This is a genomic window from Rhodohalobacter sp. 8-1 (assembly GCF_038150125.1).
In the GTDB taxonomy this organism is placed as follows: domain Bacteria; phylum Bacteroidota; class Rhodothermia; order Balneolales; family Balneolaceae; genus SW132.
On record NZ_JBBVMF010000027.1, the window covers coordinates 19,285 to 40,496 of the forward strand.

At 46.0% G+C, this 21,212-nt stretch carries 16 protein-coding genes; 11 read left to right on the forward strand and 5 right to left on the reverse strand.

Annotated elements, in window-relative coordinates:
- The first annotated feature begins 165 nt into the window (after positions 1-165).
- Positions 166-1,623 (forward strand): glycine--tRNA ligase, encoded by a 1,458-nt coding sequence (locus tag AABW11_RS18295; RefSeq protein WP_340106771.1) that lies wholly within the window; start codon positions 166-168, stop codon positions 1,621-1,623.
- A gap of 400 nt (positions 1,624-2,023) precedes the next feature.
- Here the strand turns inward: AABW11_RS18295 and AABW11_RS18300 are convergent, their stop codons facing one another.
- The 3 genes from AABW11_RS18300 to AABW11_RS18310 form a co-directional block, all read right to left on the reverse strand.
- Positions 2,024-3,406, reverse strand: coding sequence for an alpha/beta hydrolase (locus AABW11_RS18300; RefSeq protein WP_340106773.1), 1,383 nt, complete (start codon positions 3,404-3,406; stop codon positions 2,024-2,026).
- A gap of 97 nt (positions 3,407-3,503) precedes the next feature.
- Positions 3,504-4,085: a superoxide dismutase family protein gene (locus tag AABW11_RS18305; protein ID WP_340106775.1), complete on the reverse strand. Its 582-nt coding sequence runs from the start codon at positions 4,083-4,085 to the stop codon at positions 3,504-3,506.
- 37 nt (positions 4,086-4,122) lie between these two features.
- Positions 4,123-4,878, reverse strand: a complete 756-nt coding sequence (locus AABW11_RS18310) for an alpha/beta hydrolase family protein (protein ID WP_340106777.1) — start codon at positions 4,876-4,878, stop codon at positions 4,123-4,125.
- A gap of 231 nt (positions 4,879-5,109) precedes the next feature.
- On the opposite strand from AABW11_RS18310, the gene AABW11_RS18315 reads away from it, so the two are divergent.
- Positions 5,110-7,596, forward strand: a complete 2,487-nt coding sequence (locus tag AABW11_RS18315) for a zinc-dependent metalloprotease (protein WP_340106779.1) — start codon at positions 5,110-5,112, stop codon at positions 7,594-7,596.
- Between the two features lie 563 nt (positions 7,597-8,159).
- On the opposite strand, the gene AABW11_RS18320 is transcribed toward AABW11_RS18315, so the two are convergent.
- Entirely contained in the window at positions 8,160-8,633 is a 474-nt protein-coding gene (locus AABW11_RS18320) for a fasciclin domain-containing protein (RefSeq protein WP_445263803.1), read from the reverse strand.
- A 359-nt stretch (positions 8,634-8,992) separates the two neighbouring features.
- On the opposite strand from AABW11_RS18320, the gene AABW11_RS18325 reads away from it, so the two are divergent.
- The 5 genes from AABW11_RS18325 to AABW11_RS18345 all read left to right on the forward strand — a co-directional run bounded on the left by AABW11_RS18325 (position 8,993) and on the right by AABW11_RS18345 (position 14,781).
- Positions 8,993-9,565 (forward strand): RNA polymerase sigma-70 factor, encoded by a 573-nt coding sequence (locus AABW11_RS18325; protein ID WP_340106784.1) that lies wholly within the window; start codon positions 8,993-8,995, stop codon positions 9,563-9,565.
- Between the two features lie 5 nt (positions 9,566-9,570).
- Positions 9,571-10,512 (forward strand): FecR family protein, encoded by a 942-nt coding sequence (locus AABW11_RS18330; protein ID WP_340106786.1) that lies wholly within the window; start codon positions 9,571-9,573, stop codon positions 10,510-10,512.
- A gap of 52 nt (positions 10,513-10,564) precedes the next feature.
- Positions 10,565-13,273 carry a TonB-dependent receptor gene (locus tag AABW11_RS18335; RefSeq protein ID WP_340106788.1) on the forward strand — a complete coding sequence of 903 codons (2,709 nt, stop codon included), beginning with the start codon at positions 10,565-10,567 and terminating at the stop codon, positions 13,271-13,273.
- A gap of 390 nt (positions 13,274-13,663) precedes the next feature.
- Complete coding sequence (locus AABW11_RS18340) at positions 13,664-14,473, forward strand: hypothetical protein (RefSeq protein ID WP_340106790.1); 810 nt, start codon at positions 13,664-13,666, stop codon at positions 14,471-14,473.
- 62 nt (positions 14,474-14,535) lie between these two features.
- Positions 14,536-14,781, forward strand: a complete 246-nt coding sequence (locus AABW11_RS18345) for a hypothetical protein (protein ID WP_340106792.1) — start codon at positions 14,536-14,538, stop codon at positions 14,779-14,781.
- A gap of 5 nt (positions 14,782-14,786) precedes the next feature.
- Here the strand turns inward: AABW11_RS18345 and AABW11_RS18350 are convergent, their stop codons facing one another.
- Positions 14,787-15,443 (reverse strand): protein-L-isoaspartate(D-aspartate) O-methyltransferase, encoded by a 657-nt coding sequence (locus AABW11_RS18350; protein WP_340106794.1) that lies wholly within the window; start codon positions 15,441-15,443, stop codon positions 14,787-14,789.
- 387 nt (positions 15,444-15,830) lie between these two features.
- Here AABW11_RS18350 and AABW11_RS18355 point away from each other — a divergent pair, with 387 nt between their 5' ends.
- From AABW11_RS18355 to AABW11_RS18370, 4 genes are all read left to right on the forward strand, one after another.
- Entirely contained in the window at positions 15,831-17,570 is a 1,740-nt protein-coding gene (locus tag AABW11_RS18355; protein WP_340106795.1) for a Na+/H+ antiporter NhaC family protein, read from the forward strand.
- Positions 17,571-17,698: 128 nt separating this feature from the next.
- The gene (locus AABW11_RS18360; RefSeq protein WP_340106796.1) at positions 17,699-18,370 is read left to right on the forward strand and encodes a WbqC family protein; all 672 of its coding nucleotides are present in this window, start codon (positions 17,699-17,701) and stop codon (positions 18,368-18,370) included.
- Positions 18,371-18,733: 363 nt separating this feature from the next.
- A complete protein-coding gene (locus AABW11_RS18365; protein WP_340106797.1) occupies positions 18,734-20,281 on the forward strand; it encodes a 7TM domain-containing protein in 1,548 nt (515 codons plus the stop codon).
- Complete coding sequence (locus tag AABW11_RS18370) at positions 20,271-21,155, forward strand: sugar-transfer associated ATP-grasp domain-containing protein (protein WP_340106798.1); 885 nt, start codon at positions 20,271-20,273, stop codon at positions 21,153-21,155. The genes AABW11_RS18365 and AABW11_RS18370 overlap by 11 nt, the downstream gene beginning before the upstream one ends.
- The last annotated feature ends 57 nt before the right edge of the window (positions 21,156-21,212 follow it).

The following is a 21,212-nucleotide window of genomic DNA, read 5'->3' on the forward strand; positions in this document are numbered from 1 at the left end:
TATTTTGAAAAAATCGTTTCTCTCCAAATAAAGCAGAGCGAAAATTTCTTAAAGCCTTAAAAATAAGAAATGATTCCGACAATCGATTCATGAAAGGACAGATTTTTCCTATCTTTACCGGCTGTCAACTCGATTAATCATGAAAAATCTGACAAGAACGTAAAGATGGCCGAATCCAGACTCGATAATCTCGACAAAATTGTATCACTTTCTAAAGCCCGCGGGTACATCTATCAATCCTCTGAAATTTATGGCGGGCTTGCCGCGGTATATGATTACGGGCCGCTCGGATCTGAGCTGAAGAAAAATATCCGGGATCACTGGTGGGCGGCCATGACGCGTAAACATGATAATGTGGTCGGGCTTGATGCTGCCATCTTTATGCATCCTAAAACATGGGAAGCAAGTGGCCACGTAGAAGGCTTTAATGATCCTATGATTGACGATAAGCAGTCGAAGAAACGATATAGAGCCGATATGCTGATAGAACAGCATATCTTAAAACTGCGCGACAAAGGAAAAGACGAAGAGGCCGACAGGCTTCAGGGCCAGCTGGATACAACCGGTTCGCGTAAGGGATTATGTGAGGATCTGCATGATATAATTATCAGTGAAGAGATCCGTGCTCCCGAATCCGGCGCGTTCGACTGGACTGACGTTCGGCAATTTAACCTGATGTTTAAAACTCACTACGGCGCTACATCATCCGGAGATGACGATGCCATTTATCTCCGCCCCGAAACAGCTCAGGGTATTTTTGTGAACTATAAAAATGTGATGGATACCGCGCGTGTTCAGGTCCCATTTGGCATAGCTCAAATCGGAAAAGCTTTCAGAAATGAGGTTGTTGCCCGTCAGTTTGTGTTCAGAATGCGCGAGTTTGAGCAGATGGAGATGCAATATTTTGTGAAGCCCGGCGATGACGAAGAGCAATACAGTGCGTGGCTCGACAAGCGGCTGCAGTGGCATAAAGATATTGGCATCCGGGAAGAGAATTTACGCGTGGCACCGCATCCGGATGATAAGCTGGCGCATTACGCTCTTGCTGCTGCCGATATCCAATATCATTACCCAATTGGCTGGCAGGAAGTTGAAGGCATTCATAATCGAACTGATTTCGACCTTAGCCGCCATCAGGAGTACTCCGGTAAAAAGATGGAGTATTTCGATCAACAGGAACAGGAGCGTTATATCCCCTACGTGATTGAAACGTCTGTCGGCCTCGACCGTGTGTCGCTGATGGTGCTTTGTGATGCCTACCGCGAAGAGGAAGTTGACGGCGATACCCGGACTGTTTTAAAAATGCATCCGAAGCTTGCCCCGACAAAAGTGGGCATCTTTCCACTGATGAAAAAGCCGGAACTGCAGGAACTTGCCCATAAAATCGAGGGAGATCTGAATGACCAGTTTATGGTTCGGTATGACGAATCAGGATCCATCGGAAAACGGTACCGCCGGCAGGATGAAGCCGGAACACCATTTTGCGTGACGGTAGATTTTGAAGGGCTTGAAGATAATACAGTTACAATCCGTTACCGCGATGATATGGCCCAGGAACGGGTGTCCGTCGATCAGCTGGAAAATGTGATTCGCGACCGGATGAAGAGCTGGAAACCGGAGTAAAAGCTGATAATATTATTCAATTATCGAAAAAGAAGTCTCCCCTATTAAGAGGCTGTGAGAAAATAGACTTCAAAGTAAATTGTACCTAATTAACTCAAGGTTTCTGTCATTTTCATCGCGACCAGTCTTTTTGACCCACCTCCGCCCCTCCCTGTCACGCCCTGGCGGGACTCGGCATGGAGGGGAGCTTCGAAATAAACCTTTTGGCCTTAAAAGTTTAACTGTGTCGAAATTTGTTATCGAATTTTCTCACAGCCTCTATTAAGGGAAGATTTCTCCGAAGGAGTGCCTTCGGCAAGAGGGGTGTTTAATCGATTTTCTCCAATTCTAATGGACATCCCCCTCAATTCCCCTTGGGCATCCTTTCGGGAAAGGGGGGACTTTTACAAATAGAACCATTTTATTCAACCTTCTTCAAAAATTCTACTATTTCATCAATCAGTCCGGGAGCGAACTCTTTGTCGAGAATACCATACTCGCCCGGCATGCCTGATTCCGATACCTGAAACAGGTGATTGGCGTTGGGGATGACATGAATTGTAACATTTCCGTTTATCTCTTCCAGGGCATCGCGGTTTGGTTCCAGGATCACCTGGGAATCATTTTCTCCAAAAATGGCAAGGGTGGGAACATCAAGGGATCTCAATAGCGGGGCGGGATCAGTTTCTATGAATGACTTAAACCAATCGCTCTTAGCCCCGTTAAGCTGCCGGGATACCTGCGCGTCGATAAACTGATCCATATCTCCCAGTGTTGATCGCTGTGATTCGGGCAGCTGATCGAGCTGCTCCCTCAGCCGTTCCTCAATATCGGCTTCAAGCTCGTCCCAGCCTTCTCCTGTCCGGGCTGCTTCGTAAACTTTTTGCTGGAACTCCAGATTTCTGGTCACTACCTCTTCGGGGATTTCCTGCTCTTCCGATATATTTTGTATCTGCTGTGTAATAATTTTATCGCCTGGCAGAGTAGGCGTTGCAAGGAGCACAACGCGATGAGGGGTAAACTCCTTCGCCGCCAGCAGGCTGATCAATCCGCCTTGGCTGTGCCCGAGATAGACGATGCTGTCGAAAGTATTGCCGCTTTGGCCGTTTGAAAAATGGGCTGCAATAGATTCGAGATCATCAGCAAGTTCATCTAAAGTAGCGTCACTTGATCCGGTGGACTCTCCTGTGCCGCGGTCATCATACCTGAAGGTGGAAATGCCATGAAGTGCCAGTTGATCGGCCATTTCTTCGAACAGTTCAAACCCGGCTACAGAACTGTTCCTTGTTTGAGAGCCACTGCCGCTTACAAAGATCACCAGCGATTTGGTTTGCATTGTATCGGGGACCACAAGGCTGCCGGCTATGGTAAGGGAATCTGTGGTTATTACGACCTCTTGCTCAGAGAAATAGTCTGTATCAGTTGAATCTTCATCAGTTGATCGTTCCATTTGAAAAGGAAGCTCAACCCCTGACTGTGTAAAAATACCATTGATAGTATCAGCTTCCCGGCCTGTAAGCCCGGCACTGAATGTCGCCTTACCCGTGCCGGTTTCAAATGAGAACTCAAGAGAGTCAGGCGTAAGAACCGGTACTTGCACCGGTAGGTTGAACGCGGATTGCTGAGGAATATTGATGGATCCGTCCGTTGCTCCGTCCATGGTATTGAATGTGACAGTAATCAGAAGCGGCTGGCCCTGCAAAATAATTGATCCTTCCCATGTTCCGTCAATAATTGAGTAATCCTGGGAATAAAGAAGCTGCGGTAGAAAAAGTATAGCAGCAATGAGTATGAAATTCTTCATCTAAGCAAATGATCCATGAAGTTAGAAATAATAAAAGCCTGTCACTAAAATGATACGACAGGCTTTCATTTAAGAAAAAAGTATTTAATGCTATTATTTATTGGTTAGCTACCCCAATAACGCCGCAAGCAAGACGAGCACCGGCAGCACCTGTTGGCTGACTTTCAAGATCATCTTCGCCAGCATGAATAATAATGCCGCGGCCGATGATGTTGTTGGCCCCTTCAAAAGAGATCACAGTATCAATTCTGTCATACTGGGCATATCCATTTTGATCCACCTGAATATTTCCGAGGTCGCCCACATGTCGTTCGTCTGATTCAGGTCCGCCGTGCCGAGTGCCATGCGGATTAAAGTGGCCGCCGGCGCTGGTTCCGTCAACTTCACTGCAGTCGCCATACTGATGAATATGAAAACCGTGTGTGGAATTCGCATCAAGGTCATAAACTTCAGCCAGGACGCGAATTCCTTCATCCACCTTAAAAAAGCGGACAACGCCATTCACATCGTTGCCTAGTGTTGGATGGAGAACCGAAACCAACTCAGTTATCTCCTCTCCGGTATCATTCATGTCATTTGATAAAGTCATATCAGATTCCTGTTCCATATCAGATTGACCTGCGCATGATACGAACAGTAACAGTGCAAAGAGTAGAGTGCTTGTTTTGATAGATTGCATAGGTTAAGATGGATTGAATTATTGTTGTAGTTAAATACTAAATATAGATTTCGCTCCACTGGGCAATTAACTTTCCTGCGTATTTACTGAAAACAGGATCGGTCAGCAAATGATCTGACTGGTAGAGCGATACAAAACTTTTTGGATGTTTGGCTCTTGCATAAAGTGTGGCCGCATTATCAATGTTTACCGTTGAATCAAGCGGTGCGTGCATAATTAAAAGTGCGCGGTTAAGCGTGCTGATTTTATCCTTTCGACCAGCCTCTTCGAGATCATCAAGGAACTGTTTCTTTATTCTGAATGAGCGCCCGGCGAGGGTTACGTCTGCCTCTCCCGTCTCTTCAATTTCATCCAGCTTTAGCGAAAAATTTTCTTTTACATGTGTTGGGTCTGATGGCGCACCAATTGTAGCCACTGCTTTTACGGAATCGAGATTATGGGCTGCGTGCAGAACAGCAGCACCACCCAGCGAATGGCCGACAAGCAGGGCGGGGGCTTCAAGGTTAGTTTCCATGTAGTCGGCCGCAGCAACCAGATCCTGAACATTGGAGCTAAAGTTCGTGTTGGCAAATTCGCCGTCACTTTGGCCCAGTCCCGTAAAATCGAACCTGAGGGTAGAGATACCTCTGTCAGCCAGCGATTTGGTAATATGTCCTACAGCCTTTAGGTTTTTTGAACATGTAAAACAGTGGGCAAACAGAGCAAAACCAATTTCGTCGCCCTCAGCTCTGTCCAGCCGGGCAGACAGATTATCACCAAGTGCCCCGGTAAATTCAATATTATTTGATTTCATTGAAGAATCTTTGGAATTAGATGTACCGCAACAAGGTACATAATCTTAAATACAGTATGGTGATGCCTATTATAGTAATAAAGAATATCGCGGTACCGTTCAGGTTATCTAAGTCAAACCCGGATTTATGGAATCGTTAAGATCATTTTACAATATCCTGCGTTTTTTACTTGATAGAGAAAGTGTTTAAGACGACTTTATGCCCTTAAATTTAATCCAATATGTTTATTTATGAACCCAAATAGCTTAACGATAAAAATTAGTACAGGTCTTTTGTCGCTGTTTCTTCTTGCCGGATGCGGTATATTCGGCGCCTCGCAAGATGATACACCAACAGAACGGTCAACACCATCAAGAGGAGGTTCTTCTGATGATGAAATAAAAGTATTTAGCGACGTCATCAAAGATTCCTTCCAAAAAGACGACGGTCTTTTCACCGTTTATGAGGATGATGGAACATTCTATTACGAAATACCCGACTCCCTGTTAGGCCGCGAGATGCTCATGGTGTCCAGAATTGCAAAAACTGCAGACGGCATGGGCTATGGCGGTGAGCGCCTTGGCAACCAGGTGCTTCGCTGGGAGCGCCGTGCAGATGATATTTTACTGAGGTGGGTCTCCTACGAAAACACCGCAAGTGATACGCTTCCAATTTATGAAGCCGTCCAGAATTCAAATTTCGAACCGATCATCATGGCATTTCAGATTGAAGCGCTTAATGAAGACTCAACCGGAACGGTTATTGAAGTGACGGATCTTTTTGAAACAGATGTTCCCGCTCTTGGTCTTGACCAAAATGATCGCCGTGAATACGGTGTCCGCCGGCTTGACGCGAGCAGAACGTTTATCGAACACTTAAAAAGCTTCCCTGAGAATATTGAAGCACGCAACTTACTGACGTATGAGGCCACCAGCCCGCCATCAAACACCTCAACCGGAACCATTTCCCTGGAAATTAATCACAGTATGATTCTGATGAGCAAAGAGCCGGTTCAGTCACGCGAGTATGATCAGCGTGTGGGCTATTTCAGCGTTACCAAACGCGATTATGGCAAAGATGTTCACCGCGCTGCGCTCGATCGGGATATCACGCGCTGGAACCTGGTGCCAAAAGATAAAGAAGCATATATGCGGGGTGAGCTGGTAGAACCCGAAGAGCCGATCGTGTTTTACATCGACCGGGCAACTCCAGAGCGATACCGTGAGTATTTGATTCAGGGCGTGGACGACTGGCAGGTTGCGTTTGAAGCGGCCGGTTTCAAAAATGCAATTATGGGTAAAATGGAGCCAACACCTGAGGAAGATCCGGATTTCAGCCCGGAGGACATTCGAAATTCCATGATTCGGTATTTCGCGTCTCCAACTCAAAATGCATACGGACCACACGTTCACGATCCGCGCTCGGGACAGATTATTACCTCAAGCATCGGGTGGTTTCATAACGTAGCCAACCTGCTTCGCAACTGGTATTTCGTACAAACAGCAGCTGCTAATCCGGAAGCACGGGCCATTGACATGCCTGATGAGGTGATGGGTGAACTCATCCGCTTTGTTTCTGCTCATGAAGTAGGCCACACGCTGGGACTTCCTCACAACTTCGGTTCAAGCCATGCTACGCCGGTAGATTCACTTCGTTCACCTACCTTTACCGATACGCACGGAACGGCACCTTCTATCATGGATTATGCACGTTTCAACTACATTGCCCAGCCGGGCGATGGCGTTACCAACTTCCACCCACGAGTTGGCGAATACGATAAATGGTCTGTGAAATGGGGTTATACCTGGTTTGGCGATATGTCTGTTGAGGAGCAGCAGGAAACGCTGAATGAATGGATTCTTGAACGCGCCGATGACCCTCGTTATTTCTATGGACGTCAAACATCCGCCAAGATTGATCCCCGGTCTCAGAACGAAGATCTGGGCAATGACGCTATGCGCGCAAGTGAGTACGGCCTTGCCAACCTCCAGGTAATTACCGATAACCTGATCGACTGGGTTGAAGAAGACGGCGAAAATTTTAGCGATCTGCAGGAGATCTATAACAATGTTATCGGCCAGTGGGGCCGTTACATGGGCCATGTGGCCGCAAATATTGCCGGTGTTTACGAAACCCATAAAACTTTTGAGCAGGAAGGTGCCGTGTATAGTCCTGTTCCGGTAGAAGAGCAGCGACGCGCAATGAGTTTCCTGAGCACTCACGCTTTCACACCGCCAACCTGGGCATACAATGAAGATATCCTTGGCCGTGTTAACCAGGCTGATTTTGTGGATACGTTCCGCAGCGTTCAGGCGAGAGTTCTCAATAATATTCTTGATCCGCAGCGACTTGCCCGACTGATCGAATACGATATCCGCTCTGATATTTCATACTCACCTTATGAATTTATGGATGATGTGCGGGCCTCTGTTTGGTCAGAATTGTCTGATGCATCTGCTATCAGTGTTTATCGTCGTAATCTTCAGCGCGCTTATATTGAACGTCTTGAAGAACTAATGACCGAAGAAGTGCCATCTGTTCCTGCTCGATTCCGTGAACGTATCGGGTGGACTCAGGTAAACGTAAGTCAGTCCGATATTCGGCCGATGGTTCGTGAGCAGCTTGAAAACCTGCAGGAAGATGCACAACGGGCAGCAGCTCGAACAGGCGACCGTGCAACAAGAATTCACCTGAATGATGTGGATCGTCGCATCGAAAATATTTTGGATCCCTCGTAACTAAGAAACAATTGGGATTGATTTAAAAAAGCCGTGCCTCTTTGGGGGCACGGCTTTTTTGCTTTAACCATAAGTGGTATAATTACGTGACTCTTTGGGTCGGATGAGCAGGGGATGACTATAGCTGGCCTGCATCAACCCACCATTTTCCTGAAAACTATCAAGAATTTTTTTCCAACCCTCAACTTGCTTGTTGTTATATAATCCGGCCGTGTAAATATAGCCGCGTGCGTAAGCCGACACCGGTGATCACTCAGAGATAATCAGACCTGACGATGCTCTCTCGCTGTAGTAAGTTTGATGGAGTTCTGCATACACTTCGTGTTAGTTATCAGCAGGGTTACGTGGCACAGGGCCATGCAGAGTATGTTCTTCAGCGTATGAGGACCGATACCGATCGGTCGAATGCTTTCGTGTATTTCTCATAATTAGTTTATAACAAAAAATGTCGTAGGGAACAGCAAGCTGGAAGCGTTCTGAATTTAGAGATGGGAAATTTTTGACATAAAAAAAGCTGCGCCGTAAGACGCAGCTTTATGTGTTAAGAATATTTAAAACTACTCTTAGTAGCTTGAGGATTCCTCTTCGGGTGGCATGATAACCGAATCAATGACATGAACTACGCCATTCGACGCATCAACGTCAGCTGCAATAACGGTTGCATCGTTAATCGACACTGTTCCGTTAGCAATTGAAATTGAAATGTTACTTCCTTGTACTGTTTCAGCCATCATTCCATCGCTGAGGTCGCCCGCCATCACTTCACCTGACACAACATGGTAGGTTAGAATTTTTACCAGCATGTCGCGGTTTGCAGGTTCCAGAAGGCTTTCGAGAGTGCCGTCGGGGAGCGCATCAAACGCTTCATTAGTTGGTGCAAATACCGTAAAGGGACCGTCACCTGATAACGTCTCTACAAGTCCGGCTGCCTGAACAGCTGCGACAAGTGTGGAAAGATTATCAGTGTCGGAAGCAACCTCAACAATATTGTGGTGGTTGTGATCCTGTTCACTATTTTGATTTGCAATGGGTGCCATGGCAATCAACACGACTGCGGCGAATGCCATGATGGCAATCTTAAATGTATTCATAATTCAATTAATTAAATTAGGGTTAAGGATTCTGCTATAGAGTATGTCAGAATCAGTACATCAACGTAGCTTCAAACACTAGTGTTCCCTTTTTGAGATTTAACAAACGATGAGCCGCTTCCGGGTTATCAATATAACCATCAACGGGTTACACAGAATTGCTTCAAATAAATAATCGTAAAAATTAGTATCTGTTGAATTTCCCAATCAAATAAAGAGCGTTTGAAAATAATAATATTCAATAAATTCGGACCGCGGTATAGGTAGTCTCTTCTGAACACGTGTATAACATGCAGAACCACTTCATGAAGAAACATACAGAACAACAGCTTACGGAATGGGCGGAAAAGATCAGCAGGTCCGATCAACGGGCATTTGATGAACTGTTCCGTGCGTTTTACCCGATCTTAGTGAGATTTGCGATGCGATATGTGTCAAACAGTACAACATCCAAAGACATTGTGCAGGAGTGTTTTATAACACTTTGGAAAACAAGAACCCGTATCGACGCTTCCCGATCGTTGAAAAGTTATCTGTATATGATGGTTCGGAATAAAGCCCTGAACACGATCAGAGATAATTCAGGAGTGGATATAGATCATGAACTCGCAAGTGATCAGCAAATGAACCAGCAGCCGGATGAAATAGAGCAAGAATATGAAAGTTCAAAACTTGAAAGAAAGCTGCAGTTATGGATTGGATTGCTTCCTGATCGGCAAAAAGAAGCATTCCGACTCAGCCGGTTTGATGGATTAGACCACGATGAAATCGCCGAGGTCATGAGCGTATCACCTAAGACTGTAAACAACCATATTGTAGCGGCTTTGAGCACCTTGAGAAATCGCTATGAGCAGTATAAGAATGAGATCAAAGGTTAAATTTTATGTCTGATAAAACATCTGAATCGTCACAAAACAACATCTCACGCGACGTTCTATTATCATTTGAAGAACAGGAACGCGACCAAATTAATGAGCTGTGGATTGCCGGTGAAGTCGCTGGCAGAACCGAGGAATTGATATCGCAGGCTGAAACAGAACAAGCCCTTGAGGATCTGCATATTCGCCTGGATTTCAGGGACCGGCCAGCCCGCATATTAGGATATATTCAAAACTACGGGCGTTATGTTGCCGCTGCTGTGGCGATAATCGTCATTGGCACCGCATTTCTATTGATCCCCCAATCGGTAGAAGCACCACTTGGAGAGATGGCAGTCGTTACGTTGTCTGATGGATCAACTGTTGAGTTGAACAGCGGGGCTTCAATACAGTTTAACAGGCTGTTTGGCATTACAAACCGGAACATTTCTTTAAATGGTGAAGCTTATTTCGATGTGGAATCGAGCGATACACCATTTCGGATTACGGCTAATGGAACGGTAACCGAAGTGCTTGGAACCAAATTTAATATCAGATCCTGGCCCAATCATCCACAGAATGAAACACACGTTGCGGTTGAAGAGGGAACGGTGAAATTCTATCCCAAACAACAAGACAGAAACGCAGTCATCCTTCAGGAAGAGATGGAAAGCCGCTGGCAAGCCGGGCTGGAAGTGCCGGAAAATCCATCTGCGGCTGAGCTTGATCGCGTTACGGGTTGGCGGGAGCGTAAGTTTATTTTTTATGATGAATCCCTTCAGCAGATATTCAATGAAGTTGAGCGCAGGTTTAATCTGCACATTGAGCTCGAAAACAGGGATGTAGCTGATGAAACGCTAACCGGATATTATGGAAAGGTGAGCGGCCCGCAATCTCTGCTGGATGATATCTGTACGGTTGCCGGACTGAATTACTCAAAAACAGCAAACGGTTACAGAGTGTATTAACGTGAGAATATCGGCTCGTTTTCTTTATTTATCATTAATTATTCTCATCGGTTTGATAGCCTTACCGGCAGGGGCTCAGACTGTACAGGAACAAACAGTCAGCTACGATTTTCGGGGAGAGTCCCTGGAGCAGGTGCTAGATGCCATTGCCCGGGATTCGGGTATCGATCTGGTGTACGATCCTGAGCTGGTGAGGGGACAGCAAGTCTTTAAACGTATAGAAAGCAGTGAGGTCACCGAGGCGTTGCGGTTGATTTTATTCGATCTTAACCTCGATTATATTATCCTGTCTTCGGGCACGGTGGTTATTATCCGTCGGGTGGAAAGTGCTCCTGCCTTCGGTACCCTATCAGGAATCATAGTAGACAGCCAAACGGGAGAGCCGCTTCCCGGCGCAACCGTTATGTTTGCTGATGCCGCCGGCGGAACAAGCACGGGACAGATGGGGCAGTTTTCAATCAACCGCTTGATGAGTGGAAGTCATACCCTGATCTTCAGTTATGTTGGATACAGTGCAGTCACCAAACAAATCACTATTTCGCCGGGACGTCACGTACAGGAAACGATCGAGATGAGGCCGCAACCGGTGGACGTTGCTCCTGTTATTGTAGAAGCGCACCGGCCGCAATTGTACAATTTTGGGGATCGCGGAGAGTCAGGAAGTTTTGGTTTTGATTCATATGAATGGACAAGGGGCCCGGTTCAGGATCTGGCCATGATTCCCGGCGTGAAAAGCGGAGTGCCGATGAGCGATATTTCACTGCAGGGCGGACAGGAGAGCGAACATCGCGTAATGCTTGATGGTGTTCCAATGTACAGTCCATATACAATTGGCCGGCTTTTCAGTTCATTCAGCCCGTACGCCATTGGTTCTGTTGAGGTTCAGCGTGCGGGATATGATGCCAGCCAGGGAAGCCAGATCGCGGGGCTTATTGATATGTCGCACCACCTGCCGCCAAAAGGACAAAAAGGAGTGATGTTCCAGGCTGATCCGGTGAGTATCAATCTCAGGGGTGATTTGTCGTACTCGCTTAAAAATCAGTCATCTGTTTCTGTTATGAGCGCATTTCGAACCAACATCTGGAGTGTGTATCGTGACCCTGTGCTGGAAGAAACGCTGCGCGAGTGGGATGTGATCGATCCGCTGATTACAAACAGCATGGCAGATATTGAAGACAACGCGGCGTACTTTGAACCGTACAATCACCAGTCGGACCTCTCATTCCATGACTTTCATACGGCTGTTCGCTATAAACCCAATACATATAATACGGTTCAGTTATCAGTATATGATTCGGATAACAGTTTGGGAACAGCGGTTTTAAATCGTTCACTGCCCGGTCAGGATATTGAACCCTATCTCTACGCAGCGGAAACGTATTCCTGGAACAACCGGATGGCACAGCTAAGCTGGAACAGCCTGCCGACTCCCCGCCTGGGCATCGACTCTCAAATCAGCTACACCCGCTCATTATTTAGTCATAGCAGCGAACTTGGGTTTGGGATACCGTTGCAGTTTAGAGCCAACAGTGAGACTTCTTTTTCTTCAGATGCAGGCGGTATTCAGTTCGATCGTGTTGAGCTCCCATCAGACGTGAAAGGAAATGAAATTGAACACTTTATTGTGAAATCTGACGCCAGCTTCAGTTTCAGTCCTTCGGTTGAGTTGCTGGGTGGCATTCAGTTTGATCGTGTGAGCAATGCGCTCGACAGTGGAGAGGAGGGAAGTCTGCCGCCAATATCTGATGTGACCTCCTCCATGCTCAGCGGATATTTATCAGGCAGTTTCCGGTTTGGCCGGTATTGGCATCTCAATGCAGGCAGCCGGTTTACCCACCTTGACAAGACAAGTCGCGTCTATGCAGAACCCCGGATGTCTCTGCAGGTCGACCGTCCCGAAGCCGGTATCGGGTATTGGTCAGGTAAAATATCGGGAGGGCTTTACCGGCAGTTCATCAATGAATACAGAGTCTCTAACAGTGGAGCTACTTCGGTTGTGCCATCATTTTCAATCTGGTCTCACGCCGGCACCCTGCCCATACCTAAGGCGTATCACCTGACAGGATCATGGTATTTGGAACCATCAGAAAAAAGTACACTGCGGATTGAGGGTTATTTAAAATTGCAGCCCGTGACCTCCATCACATCGTACCGTGGCTTTAATGAAGGCGAAGGAGAGACAGATGTAGATGTTTTTGCAGAAACAACTAAGATGAGAGCATACGGTGCTGGTATTCGCTACGAGCGTACCTTTTTTGAGTCGAAACTGAAACTCCTTTCCGGTTACGATTACAGCTATGCGACAATAGATATGGACACACAGTTTTCTCGTTCTGTGAGCACACCATGGAACGACCCGCATCGCGGTCAGTTTCGCGCAGTCTGGAATATTTTTAATGATCTAACCCTGATTGGAAAATGGCAGGGGGTTTGGGGACGCACGTGGGCTTTCCGGGATTCATATTACAGCTATTTACAGGTGTTTGAGCAAGAATCAATGAATGAGTTTGATTTCGGCTCACCTGATGATGATAACCTTTCTCACTTTAGCCAGGCAGATCTGTCTGTACTTTATCGCCCGGAACTGGAAGCTGCGAAGTTGCTGTTGCGGCTTGATTTTATCAATATTTTGAATCGGAGAAATGTGATTGACCACCGCCTGTCGCCCGTTTTTAAAGAATCAGATGTGAGTGGGTATGACATCACCCGAAGAACCCTACCCGGATTTTACCCGAAATTTAGCTTGAAAGTCAGTTTATAGGATCTACCTGAAAATTTGTGGATTGATGGCTAAAAATGTGATAATCGCGCAGAACATATTCAATAATTTCCAAAATTTGATTCAATGCTTTTGCAGGTCTTTCGCTTCGCCTTCAACGACAAAGGCTCGATCGAGAGGGATGCCCGGGGCAAAGAATCTGAAATAGCAACGTGTTTTATTCAGTCAATTAGCTGGTATTACCTTCTGAATAGCGTAACTGGCTTAATATGACTGTTGTAATGGATTATTACATGCTGTCATAAACTGACCTGCAGGAAAGTTTATGGCAGATTCCCGGAATCCTTCACAAGAAAAATAGGTATCCGGGTATTCTGACGTGTATTACAAGTAGGAAAAAATTCAACATAAACCAGTTTCAGAATTTTTGGAATGAACAAATCATCAACGTACGTGTTTGCTGCTTTAACGGTGCTATCGATCTTTTTAATGGGCGTATCCTGCGAAAGTATTACCAGTCCGGCATCTGGCTTGCCGTCTCAAGGTTGGCAGGATATTCCGGAAGTAAGCGATGCCGATGACGGATCACTTCCCGACAGTGTTAAGGCAGAATACATGAGAAGTGCGGAAAACCTGGCCCTTCAGCTTGTTATAGAGTCGGATTCCAATCAAATCGAAATACCGGAAAATCTTGTCCGGAATTTATATAACGGGCTGATTCATATCGTAAATTCCGGGCTTGAAGAAGCGCAGGACGTAACAACAGAGTATCAAATCCAAGCCAGGTCCCAATTTGCAAGGGGCGAAATTATAATCAGCGTTGATACCACAGAAGCTGACTGGCTTGATAACTGGAGAAACGGCCTTTTGGAGACCGGCGTGGAGCAGATCGACCAGCTCATCACTACTTATGAAATGGATTTGAAAAGTTTCAGTGAGCTACACTCTATGCCCTGGGCGATGGCGGTATTGAAGACAAATCAGCAGATCAATCCTCTGCCGTTTGCGGAACAATTCACTGACATTCCATCGATATCAGGCGCAGAACTGAATTTCATGGTGGGGGACGGCAATACTATTAAAGTAAATGTGGAGTCAGGAGCCATTTTTTACCGTTTTGAATATGCGTGGGGTGACTGCCCATCCGGCTGTATCAATCGTCATTTTTGGGAATTCAGTGTAGATGAAAACGGGGACGTTCAATTTATCGATGAAGGCGGAAGTGCGCTCCAGGCAAACTAAACAGCAAGTGCGGTTGAATCCAATAAAATGCTTGAGGACTTGTGAAATTCGTTTTAATCAATATGGGTAAGGGAATTGTCTTCTTATTGTTACTGGCCATGAGTCTGCTGGCATCAGGTAAAGGTGATGAAAGTTTTGAAATAGTAAGCTTAAGCTACAGTTTAGAGCTTCAAAAGATTAATCCATTCTATGTTACGGCCGGAATGCTGTTGGCATGGTTAGGTGTGCTCGGATTGATGTGCCTGTATCTTGAAAAGATTCCGGGAACAGCTTTGTATCGAAAGAGAAAACAAACCTGTGGTGAATGAGAAGGTCAATCCCAGCCTTTTTCACCAATAAGTGGAACGAACTTGAACTGTTTCAGCTGCTCCTGCTCAAAAGAATCTTCCCCGGTACGAGTTATTTTAGTCATTGTTTGCACATCCTGACCACCCACCGGCACAATTAAAATTCCGCCCACGGTAAGCTGGGAGATAAGATCTTCGGGAACGACCGGTGCTCCCGCTGTAACCACAATTTTATTGTAGGGCGCATAAGCCGACCATCCCACGGTGCCGTCGCCGCATTTTAATTGCGGCCGGTATCCCAACTCTTTAAGTATATCCCTGGCTTTAAGATAGAGAGGTTCGTGGCGCTCCACGCTATAAACATCTGCTCCCAGGAAACAGAGAATGGCCGTCTGATAACCCGATCCCGTCCCGATCTCGAGAACTTTATCACCCTTTTGAACATTCAGATGTTCGGTTTGTGCGGCTACCGTATATGGCTGCGAAATAGTTTGCCCGCACCCAATTGGGAGGGCGCTATCTTCGTATGCCCGGTTTTCAAGCGCTGAATCCACAAAGATGTGGCGCGGAACAGTCTCAATGGCCTGCAGCACACGATCATCTTGTATGCCTTTATTCTTAACCTCCTCAGCCAGTTTTTTCCGGCGGCTTGAAAACTTCCGATTATTTCTTCCTTTTACCATTTGTGCCTCGATATCCTATAATTATTTGTATCCAGAAACATATCAAAATGTAGAATTGCAATCGAATCTGACCTCATAAAAGTATCGAATTGTTGGGAGAAACATTAACCCGGATATACAACCAATCCATTTTATATCCAACGACGCAGAGGGATACATTTCGCTGCAAAACACGTGATTGCTTTTTTAGAACCTGAAATATTGATATAAGTTAATGTATTCCAATGGTTTGGGAAAATATCAATAAATATGCTGCGAGGTTTTCGGGTTAAATTGAAATTGTATTTAATGTCAATGCTTGTATTTTCAAGGCTGAACGAAACGCCGGCTTAATCGCAGAGTGCATGATTACGTTTTTTACTGGATGTTAACCAATTTTGAATATTGATGATGAATGCAAAGAAGTGGTTTGTTTTTGCCGGGCTGATGACGGCTACACTTTTAATTTTAGGCTGGAGTGAACTGTTTGCCCAGGCGGCTGCCGATGGAGAGACAACAGGTGTTTATGGTACGTGGATTAGTCTCCTGCCGCCGCTGGTAGCTATCGGGCTCGCGCTTACTACCCGTGAGGTCATTCTATCGCTTTTTGCTGGTATTTGGATCGGCGCACTGTTCCTCGTTGGTTTTAACCCGGTGGATGGAACCACACAATCACTTTCACTTTTAATTGATGCGCTCGTTAATGCAGACCACATCGCAATTATCGTGTTTAGCCTGCTGCTTGGCGGAATGGTAGGCGTTATGTCGCGCAGCGGCGGAACCCAGGGGGTGGTTGACGTGCTCGGGAAGTTCGCGACAGACCGTAAAAAAGGGCAGATTTTTGCCTGGGCATCGGCGCTCGCTATCTTTTTTGATGATTATGCAAATACGCTTATCCGCGGTAATGCACTGCGTCCCATGACGGACCGCCTTAACATATCCAGGGAAAAACTCTCCTATATTGTGGATTCAACCGCGGCTCCGCTTGCGGTCAGCGCAGTGATAACTACGTGGATAGGATTCGAAATTACCCAGATCCAAAACGCGCTTTCAGGCCTTGCATTAACAACAGAAGACGCAGAGCTTGCAACGCAGCTGATGGCTGGTGCCGATAATGCCTTTATTATTTTCCTGAACTCCCTGCCGTACCTGTTTTACCCTATTTTGGCGCTCGCATTTGTTTTGATGACGATTTTGATGAAACGGGAGTTTGGCCCCATGCTGGTTGCGGAGCGCAGGGCTGCGTCTGGCAACGGCGTCATCCGCGAGGGATCTATGCCCGCAACAGATACAACTCTCGACACGCTTCAACCTATAAAAGGTAAACCAAAACGATGGTATAACGCAGCAATTCCCGTTCTGTCGGTGATTTTTGTGGCCCTGTATAGCCTTTATACAACCGGGGCGGCGGCACTGGGGCCCGGTGAAGGCGGACTTACATCAATTATTGGGAATGCAAATCCGTTTGACGCACTCTTATGGGCATCGTTTACAGGCTGTGCGGTTGCCATTGCCCTGGCCGTTTTTCAGAAAATTCTGACGCTCAACCAAGCGCTGGAATCTTGGGTGGGGGGCATGCAGTCGATGCTGATTGCTGTTATAATTTTAATTCTTGCCTGGGGGCTTGGCGGCGTCACGCAAGAAATTGGAACAGGCACCTATCTTGCATCGCTTTTACAAGATTCGCTGCCGCTTTCACTTCTGCCCGGACTCGTATTCTTTATTGCGGCAGTCACGGCATTTTCTACGGGTACATCATGGGGAACCATGGCAATTCTGTTCCCGGTTGTGGTGCCTCTGTCCATTGCGATGGGTGCCGGTATTGGCTTTGCCGGCGGTGAAAACTACGGGATATTGCTGGGCGCCATTAGTTCAGTTATGGCCGGAGCTGTCTTTGGTGATCATTGTTCGCCTATATCAGACACGACGGTCCTTAGCTCAATGTCCTCAGCCTGTGACCTGATCGATCACGTGCGTACTCAGTTGCCCTATGCACTGGTGGTGGCTGCCGTAGCCATGATTGTTGGTGAGATTCCCGCAGCACTCGAATTTATTCACCCTGCGTGGGGTCTGCTTGCCGGACTCGTGATCCTTTACCTGATTCTTAAGTTCTATGGTGAAGATCCGGAAGCCGGTGTGAGTTCTTAATTCTTAGTGTTTAGTTGTGAGTTAACCTGACAGCGTATCTTAAAGCTATCCGAAGATTACTGTCAGCGTTTATATAATCTCAAGACTCTCTTAAAACTTATCACTCAAAACTAATAACTCACTAAACCATGCCCTTCGCCATTCTCCAGCCCGTACTGATTCCCGACCTGCACGACATTGCAACAATGAAGGCTGCGGATAAGGTGATCATTCAGAACACCGAAACCTGGTCGCGTAAAGGGCGAACCCATCGGGCGTTGATCCGAACGCCGGAAGGAACAGACTACCTGAATGTACCAGTGGTAAGCGCAGACAAAAAAAAGGAAATCCGTTATGTTCGGATTAATCACGATGAGGACTGGATAGAGCCGATTCTCCGATCGCTGAAATTTAATTACAGTAACAGCGTCTATTACGATTTCTATGAGCCCGAAATCGCATCTCTGTTTTGGGGCGGGAGAGACTTTGATTGTCTAATCAATTTCAGCGCCCATATCAAAAACAGGCTGTTTGAGTTCCTGGAGATCAGAGATGAGATTAAGGCAGAGTTTATTCTAAGCAGTGAGATGCCTTCATACGACCCTGATCCAGATCAGTTAAGCGACGTTTTGAGCGACGACATTTACTTCCAGGAGCACGATGCCCGCCACTACCAGCGCCAGGGAGAAAACAAAAGCACCCTGCCATTTACGCATCCCCAATACCGCCAGCATTTTGATGGATTTGAACCGTATTGCTGCCTGCTCGACCTTCTTTTCCAGTACGGCCCGGAAAGTTTCCGTGTGATTGACCAGGTGTAATCCATCATTCGAAAAAAGCTGCTCTCAAATAATCTTCCAGTAGAATTTTATGACCTTAGAAGAATGAGAGAATATTTGACCTCATCTTAATAGAGACATTTGGAAAACTGACGGGATAATTCCGAGGCCGGTAGATTTTAAAACACTTAAGTATGAGCTGAATCTGGCGATAATTTATGATCTTGATTTGCTTAGACGATGTTAATGGCAAGATAAATTCCAGGTAGACCCAAACAAGACTTGAGAGCATGTCACTTGGATGTCAGTTTTATTGTTGAAAAAACTCATTTTATTCTCCGGTTAGGGGACACCCCCGGCTTTGGCTGTATTAAAACATAAATACAGCAGTAAAGAAAACAGAAGATGAAAAAAATAGCCTACATCTTAATTTTAATACCGGCGTTTCTTGTCATACTCCGATACTATGCAAATGATGAACCGGACCCCGGGGTCATTTCCGAGCTTACATACGATGTAACCTATCGGTACGACATAAGGGGAGATGATAATTACTATAATATTGAGTCTTTTCTTCCACTGACCGACTTCCGTCAGGATATTGACGTAGCCCCAAGTGCTCTTCTTAGTTCTGATTTGATGCAATCGGACCGGGACGCAAACAGACTAATGATCTGGAGAGGGGCTGTGGCGAGAGATACCATAATCAGCTTTCAGTATTCAGTTAAAACAAAGCATGTGAATTTCGATATTGATCAAATGCTCACAACGGGTGAATCAGCCCCGGCGGATCAGCAGCAGTATCTGAAATCTTCAAACACAATCCAGGCTGGTCATGAAGAAATCAGGGAATCTTCCGATCGTTTTTTACTCGATAGCTCAGATAGCGTAAAAGATCTGGCTGATAACTTATTTGGATACGTGGAGCAGATTCCAACCGTCAGAAATGGGACGGCAACAGACGCTTTAGCCTGTCACAGGATAAAAGCATGCTCTGAAGAAGGTAAGAGCCGGTTACTTACGGCACTTTTTCGCTCGGCGGGCATTCCAGCGAGAGAGGCAGGGGGCCTTGTGCTGACCGAAGAGAAAAAGGGAACCATAGACTATTGGATGCAGGCCTACATTGGGGACAAATGGGTATCTTTTGATCCTGAGCGTAATCATTTCGCGGAGCTACCTGCTACGCACCTTGAGCTATTCAGAGGAGATCGCGATATCGTTACTTATGCTGACAAAGGTAATATTAATTCCTTCTATGATATTAAAAGAGAGCGCCAGAATGACTATACCGCATTTTCACTATTCGATATATGGAAACTTATTGATGACGAGAAATTACCTTTCCGTCCGGTGATGGTACTTTTGCTTTTGCCTTTGGGGGCCTATATAGTCGCTATCTCTACCAATGTTGTTGGATTTAAAACCTACGGAGTATTTTTGCCGGTCCTGATCGCCTTTTCTTTTCTGGATATGGGTCTGATTCAGGGGCTTATCTTTTTCACAGTTATTATTGGCCTGATTAGCTTCATGAGTTTTCCGCTCGAGAGATGGGGAATACTGCATACTCCCAAAATTGTTTGCCTGCTTACGGTGGTAAGTCTCTACTGCCTCAGCGCCGTAGAGATATTTTATATTACAGGGTGGGTTGCCCCATCGGCTACCTTGACATTTCCTATCATCATTCTCACTCTGATTTCAGAGCGTTTTGCTCAAAAAGTTGAAGAAGAATCGCTGAAAGATGCGCTTTTAGTTTATGGCCAGACAATCATCGTAACGTTGAGCTGCTTTTGGATACTTTCGGCAAGCGTTATACAGCACTTTTTCATCACTTTCCCAGAAACTCTGATGGCTATAGCCGGCTTTAGTTTACTGCTCGGTGAGTGGATTGGCTTACAGCTGTTCGAGTATACGCGATTCTCTAAAATTGATGGGGAGGTAAGCTATGTTAAATAGTCTCGTAAATCGATTTACAAATCGTTACAAGGGCGTAATGGGTATAAATGAGCGTAACCGGAAGCTTATTTACAATTTCAATGGCAGGTCAGACTATATCCTTGCGGATGATAAACTGGAGACTAAAAAAATTCTCGAACAAAAAGGCCTGAACTGTCCGGAAACATATGCTGCTATAGGCCGGGTAGGTGATATTAAGCGAATATGGGAGCAGAAACGGGATGTCGAAAATCTCGTAATCAAACCGGCAAGCGGACGAGGCGGTAATGGGATTTTACTTATACGGCGTAGGAATGGAGAGTGGTTCCAGGGTAAAAAACCTGTGAGTGATACACAGATATTCACCCACATAGCGAACATCATTTTCGGTATGTATTCTGGCGGAGATGACGATAGAGCTATTCTGGAGGAGCTGATCGTACCCCATCCGGAACTGACGGCTTTTTATGGAGGAGGGATTCCGGATATTCGTCTTATAACCCTATCTGAGAAACCTGTAATGGGCATGCTTCGGCTGCCTACACGGGAGTCAAACGGAAAAGCAAACCTCCATCAAGGCGGGGTGGGCGTGGGGATCGACATAGACACAGGCCTGTTAACATACGCTTATAATGGCAAAGCGTATATTGAAAAACACCCCGACAGCGACATAAAAATTCCGGGACAAATAATTCCTCACTGGAAAGAAGTTATGGATTTGGCGGTAGAGGTGTCAAAAGCGTTTCCCCTCAAATATCTTGGTATCGACATCGTGATCGACAAGAACAAAGGGCCGCTTGTGCTCGAGATTAACGTGAGACCTGGTCTTAGTATCCAAATGGCAAATAAAGCAGGATTGATGTCTAAGATACATGCAATGGGTGGCTTATTATGAACAGAATCGGTCTTGAATGGATAATTTCAAGGATTTAAAACCTTTTTTGGAAACCAA

What these genes read in the sequence shown, in the direction of transcription:
- AABW11_RS18340 (WP_340106790.1), top strand. Translation starts at nt 13,664, where the DNA reads ATGAACAAATCATCAACGTACGTGTTTGCTGCTTTAACGGTGCTATCG.
- AABW11_RS18325 (WP_340106784.1), top strand. Translation starts at nt 8,993, where the DNA reads ATGAAGAAACATACAGAACAACAGCTTACGGAATGGGCGGAAAAGATC.
- AABW11_RS18305 (WP_340106775.1), bottom strand. Translation starts at nt 4,085, where the DNA reads ATGCAATCTATCAAAACAAGCACTCTACTCTTTGCACTGTTACTGTTC.
- AABW11_RS18350 (WP_340106794.1), bottom strand. Translation starts at nt 15,443, where the DNA reads ATGGTAAAAGGAAGAAATAATCGGAAGTTTTCAAGCCGCCGGAAAAAA.
- AABW11_RS18355 (WP_340106795.1), top strand. Translation starts at nt 15,831, where the DNA reads ATGATGAATGCAAAGAAGTGGTTTGTTTTTGCCGGGCTGATGACGGCT.
- AABW11_RS18300 (WP_340106773.1), bottom strand. Translation starts at nt 3,406, where the DNA reads ATGAAGAATTTCATACTCATTGCTGCTATACTTTTTCTACCGCAGCTT.
- AABW11_RS18295 (WP_340106771.1), top strand. Translation starts at nt 166, where the DNA reads ATGGCCGAATCCAGACTCGATAATCTCGACAAAATTGTATCACTTTCT.
- AABW11_RS18345 (WP_340106792.1), top strand. Translation starts at nt 14,536, where the DNA reads ATGGGTAAGGGAATTGTCTTCTTATTGTTACTGGCCATGAGTCTGCTG.
- AABW11_RS18320 (WP_445263803.1), bottom strand. Translation starts at nt 8,633, where the DNA reads ATGGCACCCATTGCAAATCAAAATAGTGAACAGGATCACAACCACCAC.
- AABW11_RS18315 (WP_340106779.1), top strand. Translation starts at nt 5,110, where the DNA reads ATGAACCCAAATAGCTTAACGATAAAAATTAGTACAGGTCTTTTGTCG.
- AABW11_RS18360 (WP_340106796.1), top strand. Translation starts at nt 17,699, where the DNA reads ATGCCCTTCGCCATTCTCCAGCCCGTACTGATTCCCGACCTGCACGAC.
- AABW11_RS18310 (WP_340106777.1), bottom strand. Translation starts at nt 4,878, where the DNA reads ATGAAATCAAATAATATTGAATTTACCGGGGCACTTGGTGATAATCTG.
- AABW11_RS18365 (WP_340106797.1), top strand. Translation starts at nt 18,734, where the DNA reads ATGAAAAAAATAGCCTACATCTTAATTTTAATACCGGCGTTTCTTGTC.
- AABW11_RS18370 (WP_340106798.1), top strand. Translation starts at nt 20,271, where the DNA reads ATGTTAAATAGTCTCGTAAATCGATTTACAAATCGTTACAAGGGCGTA.
- AABW11_RS18330 (WP_340106786.1), top strand. Translation starts at nt 9,571, where the DNA reads ATGTCTGATAAAACATCTGAATCGTCACAAAACAACATCTCACGCGAC.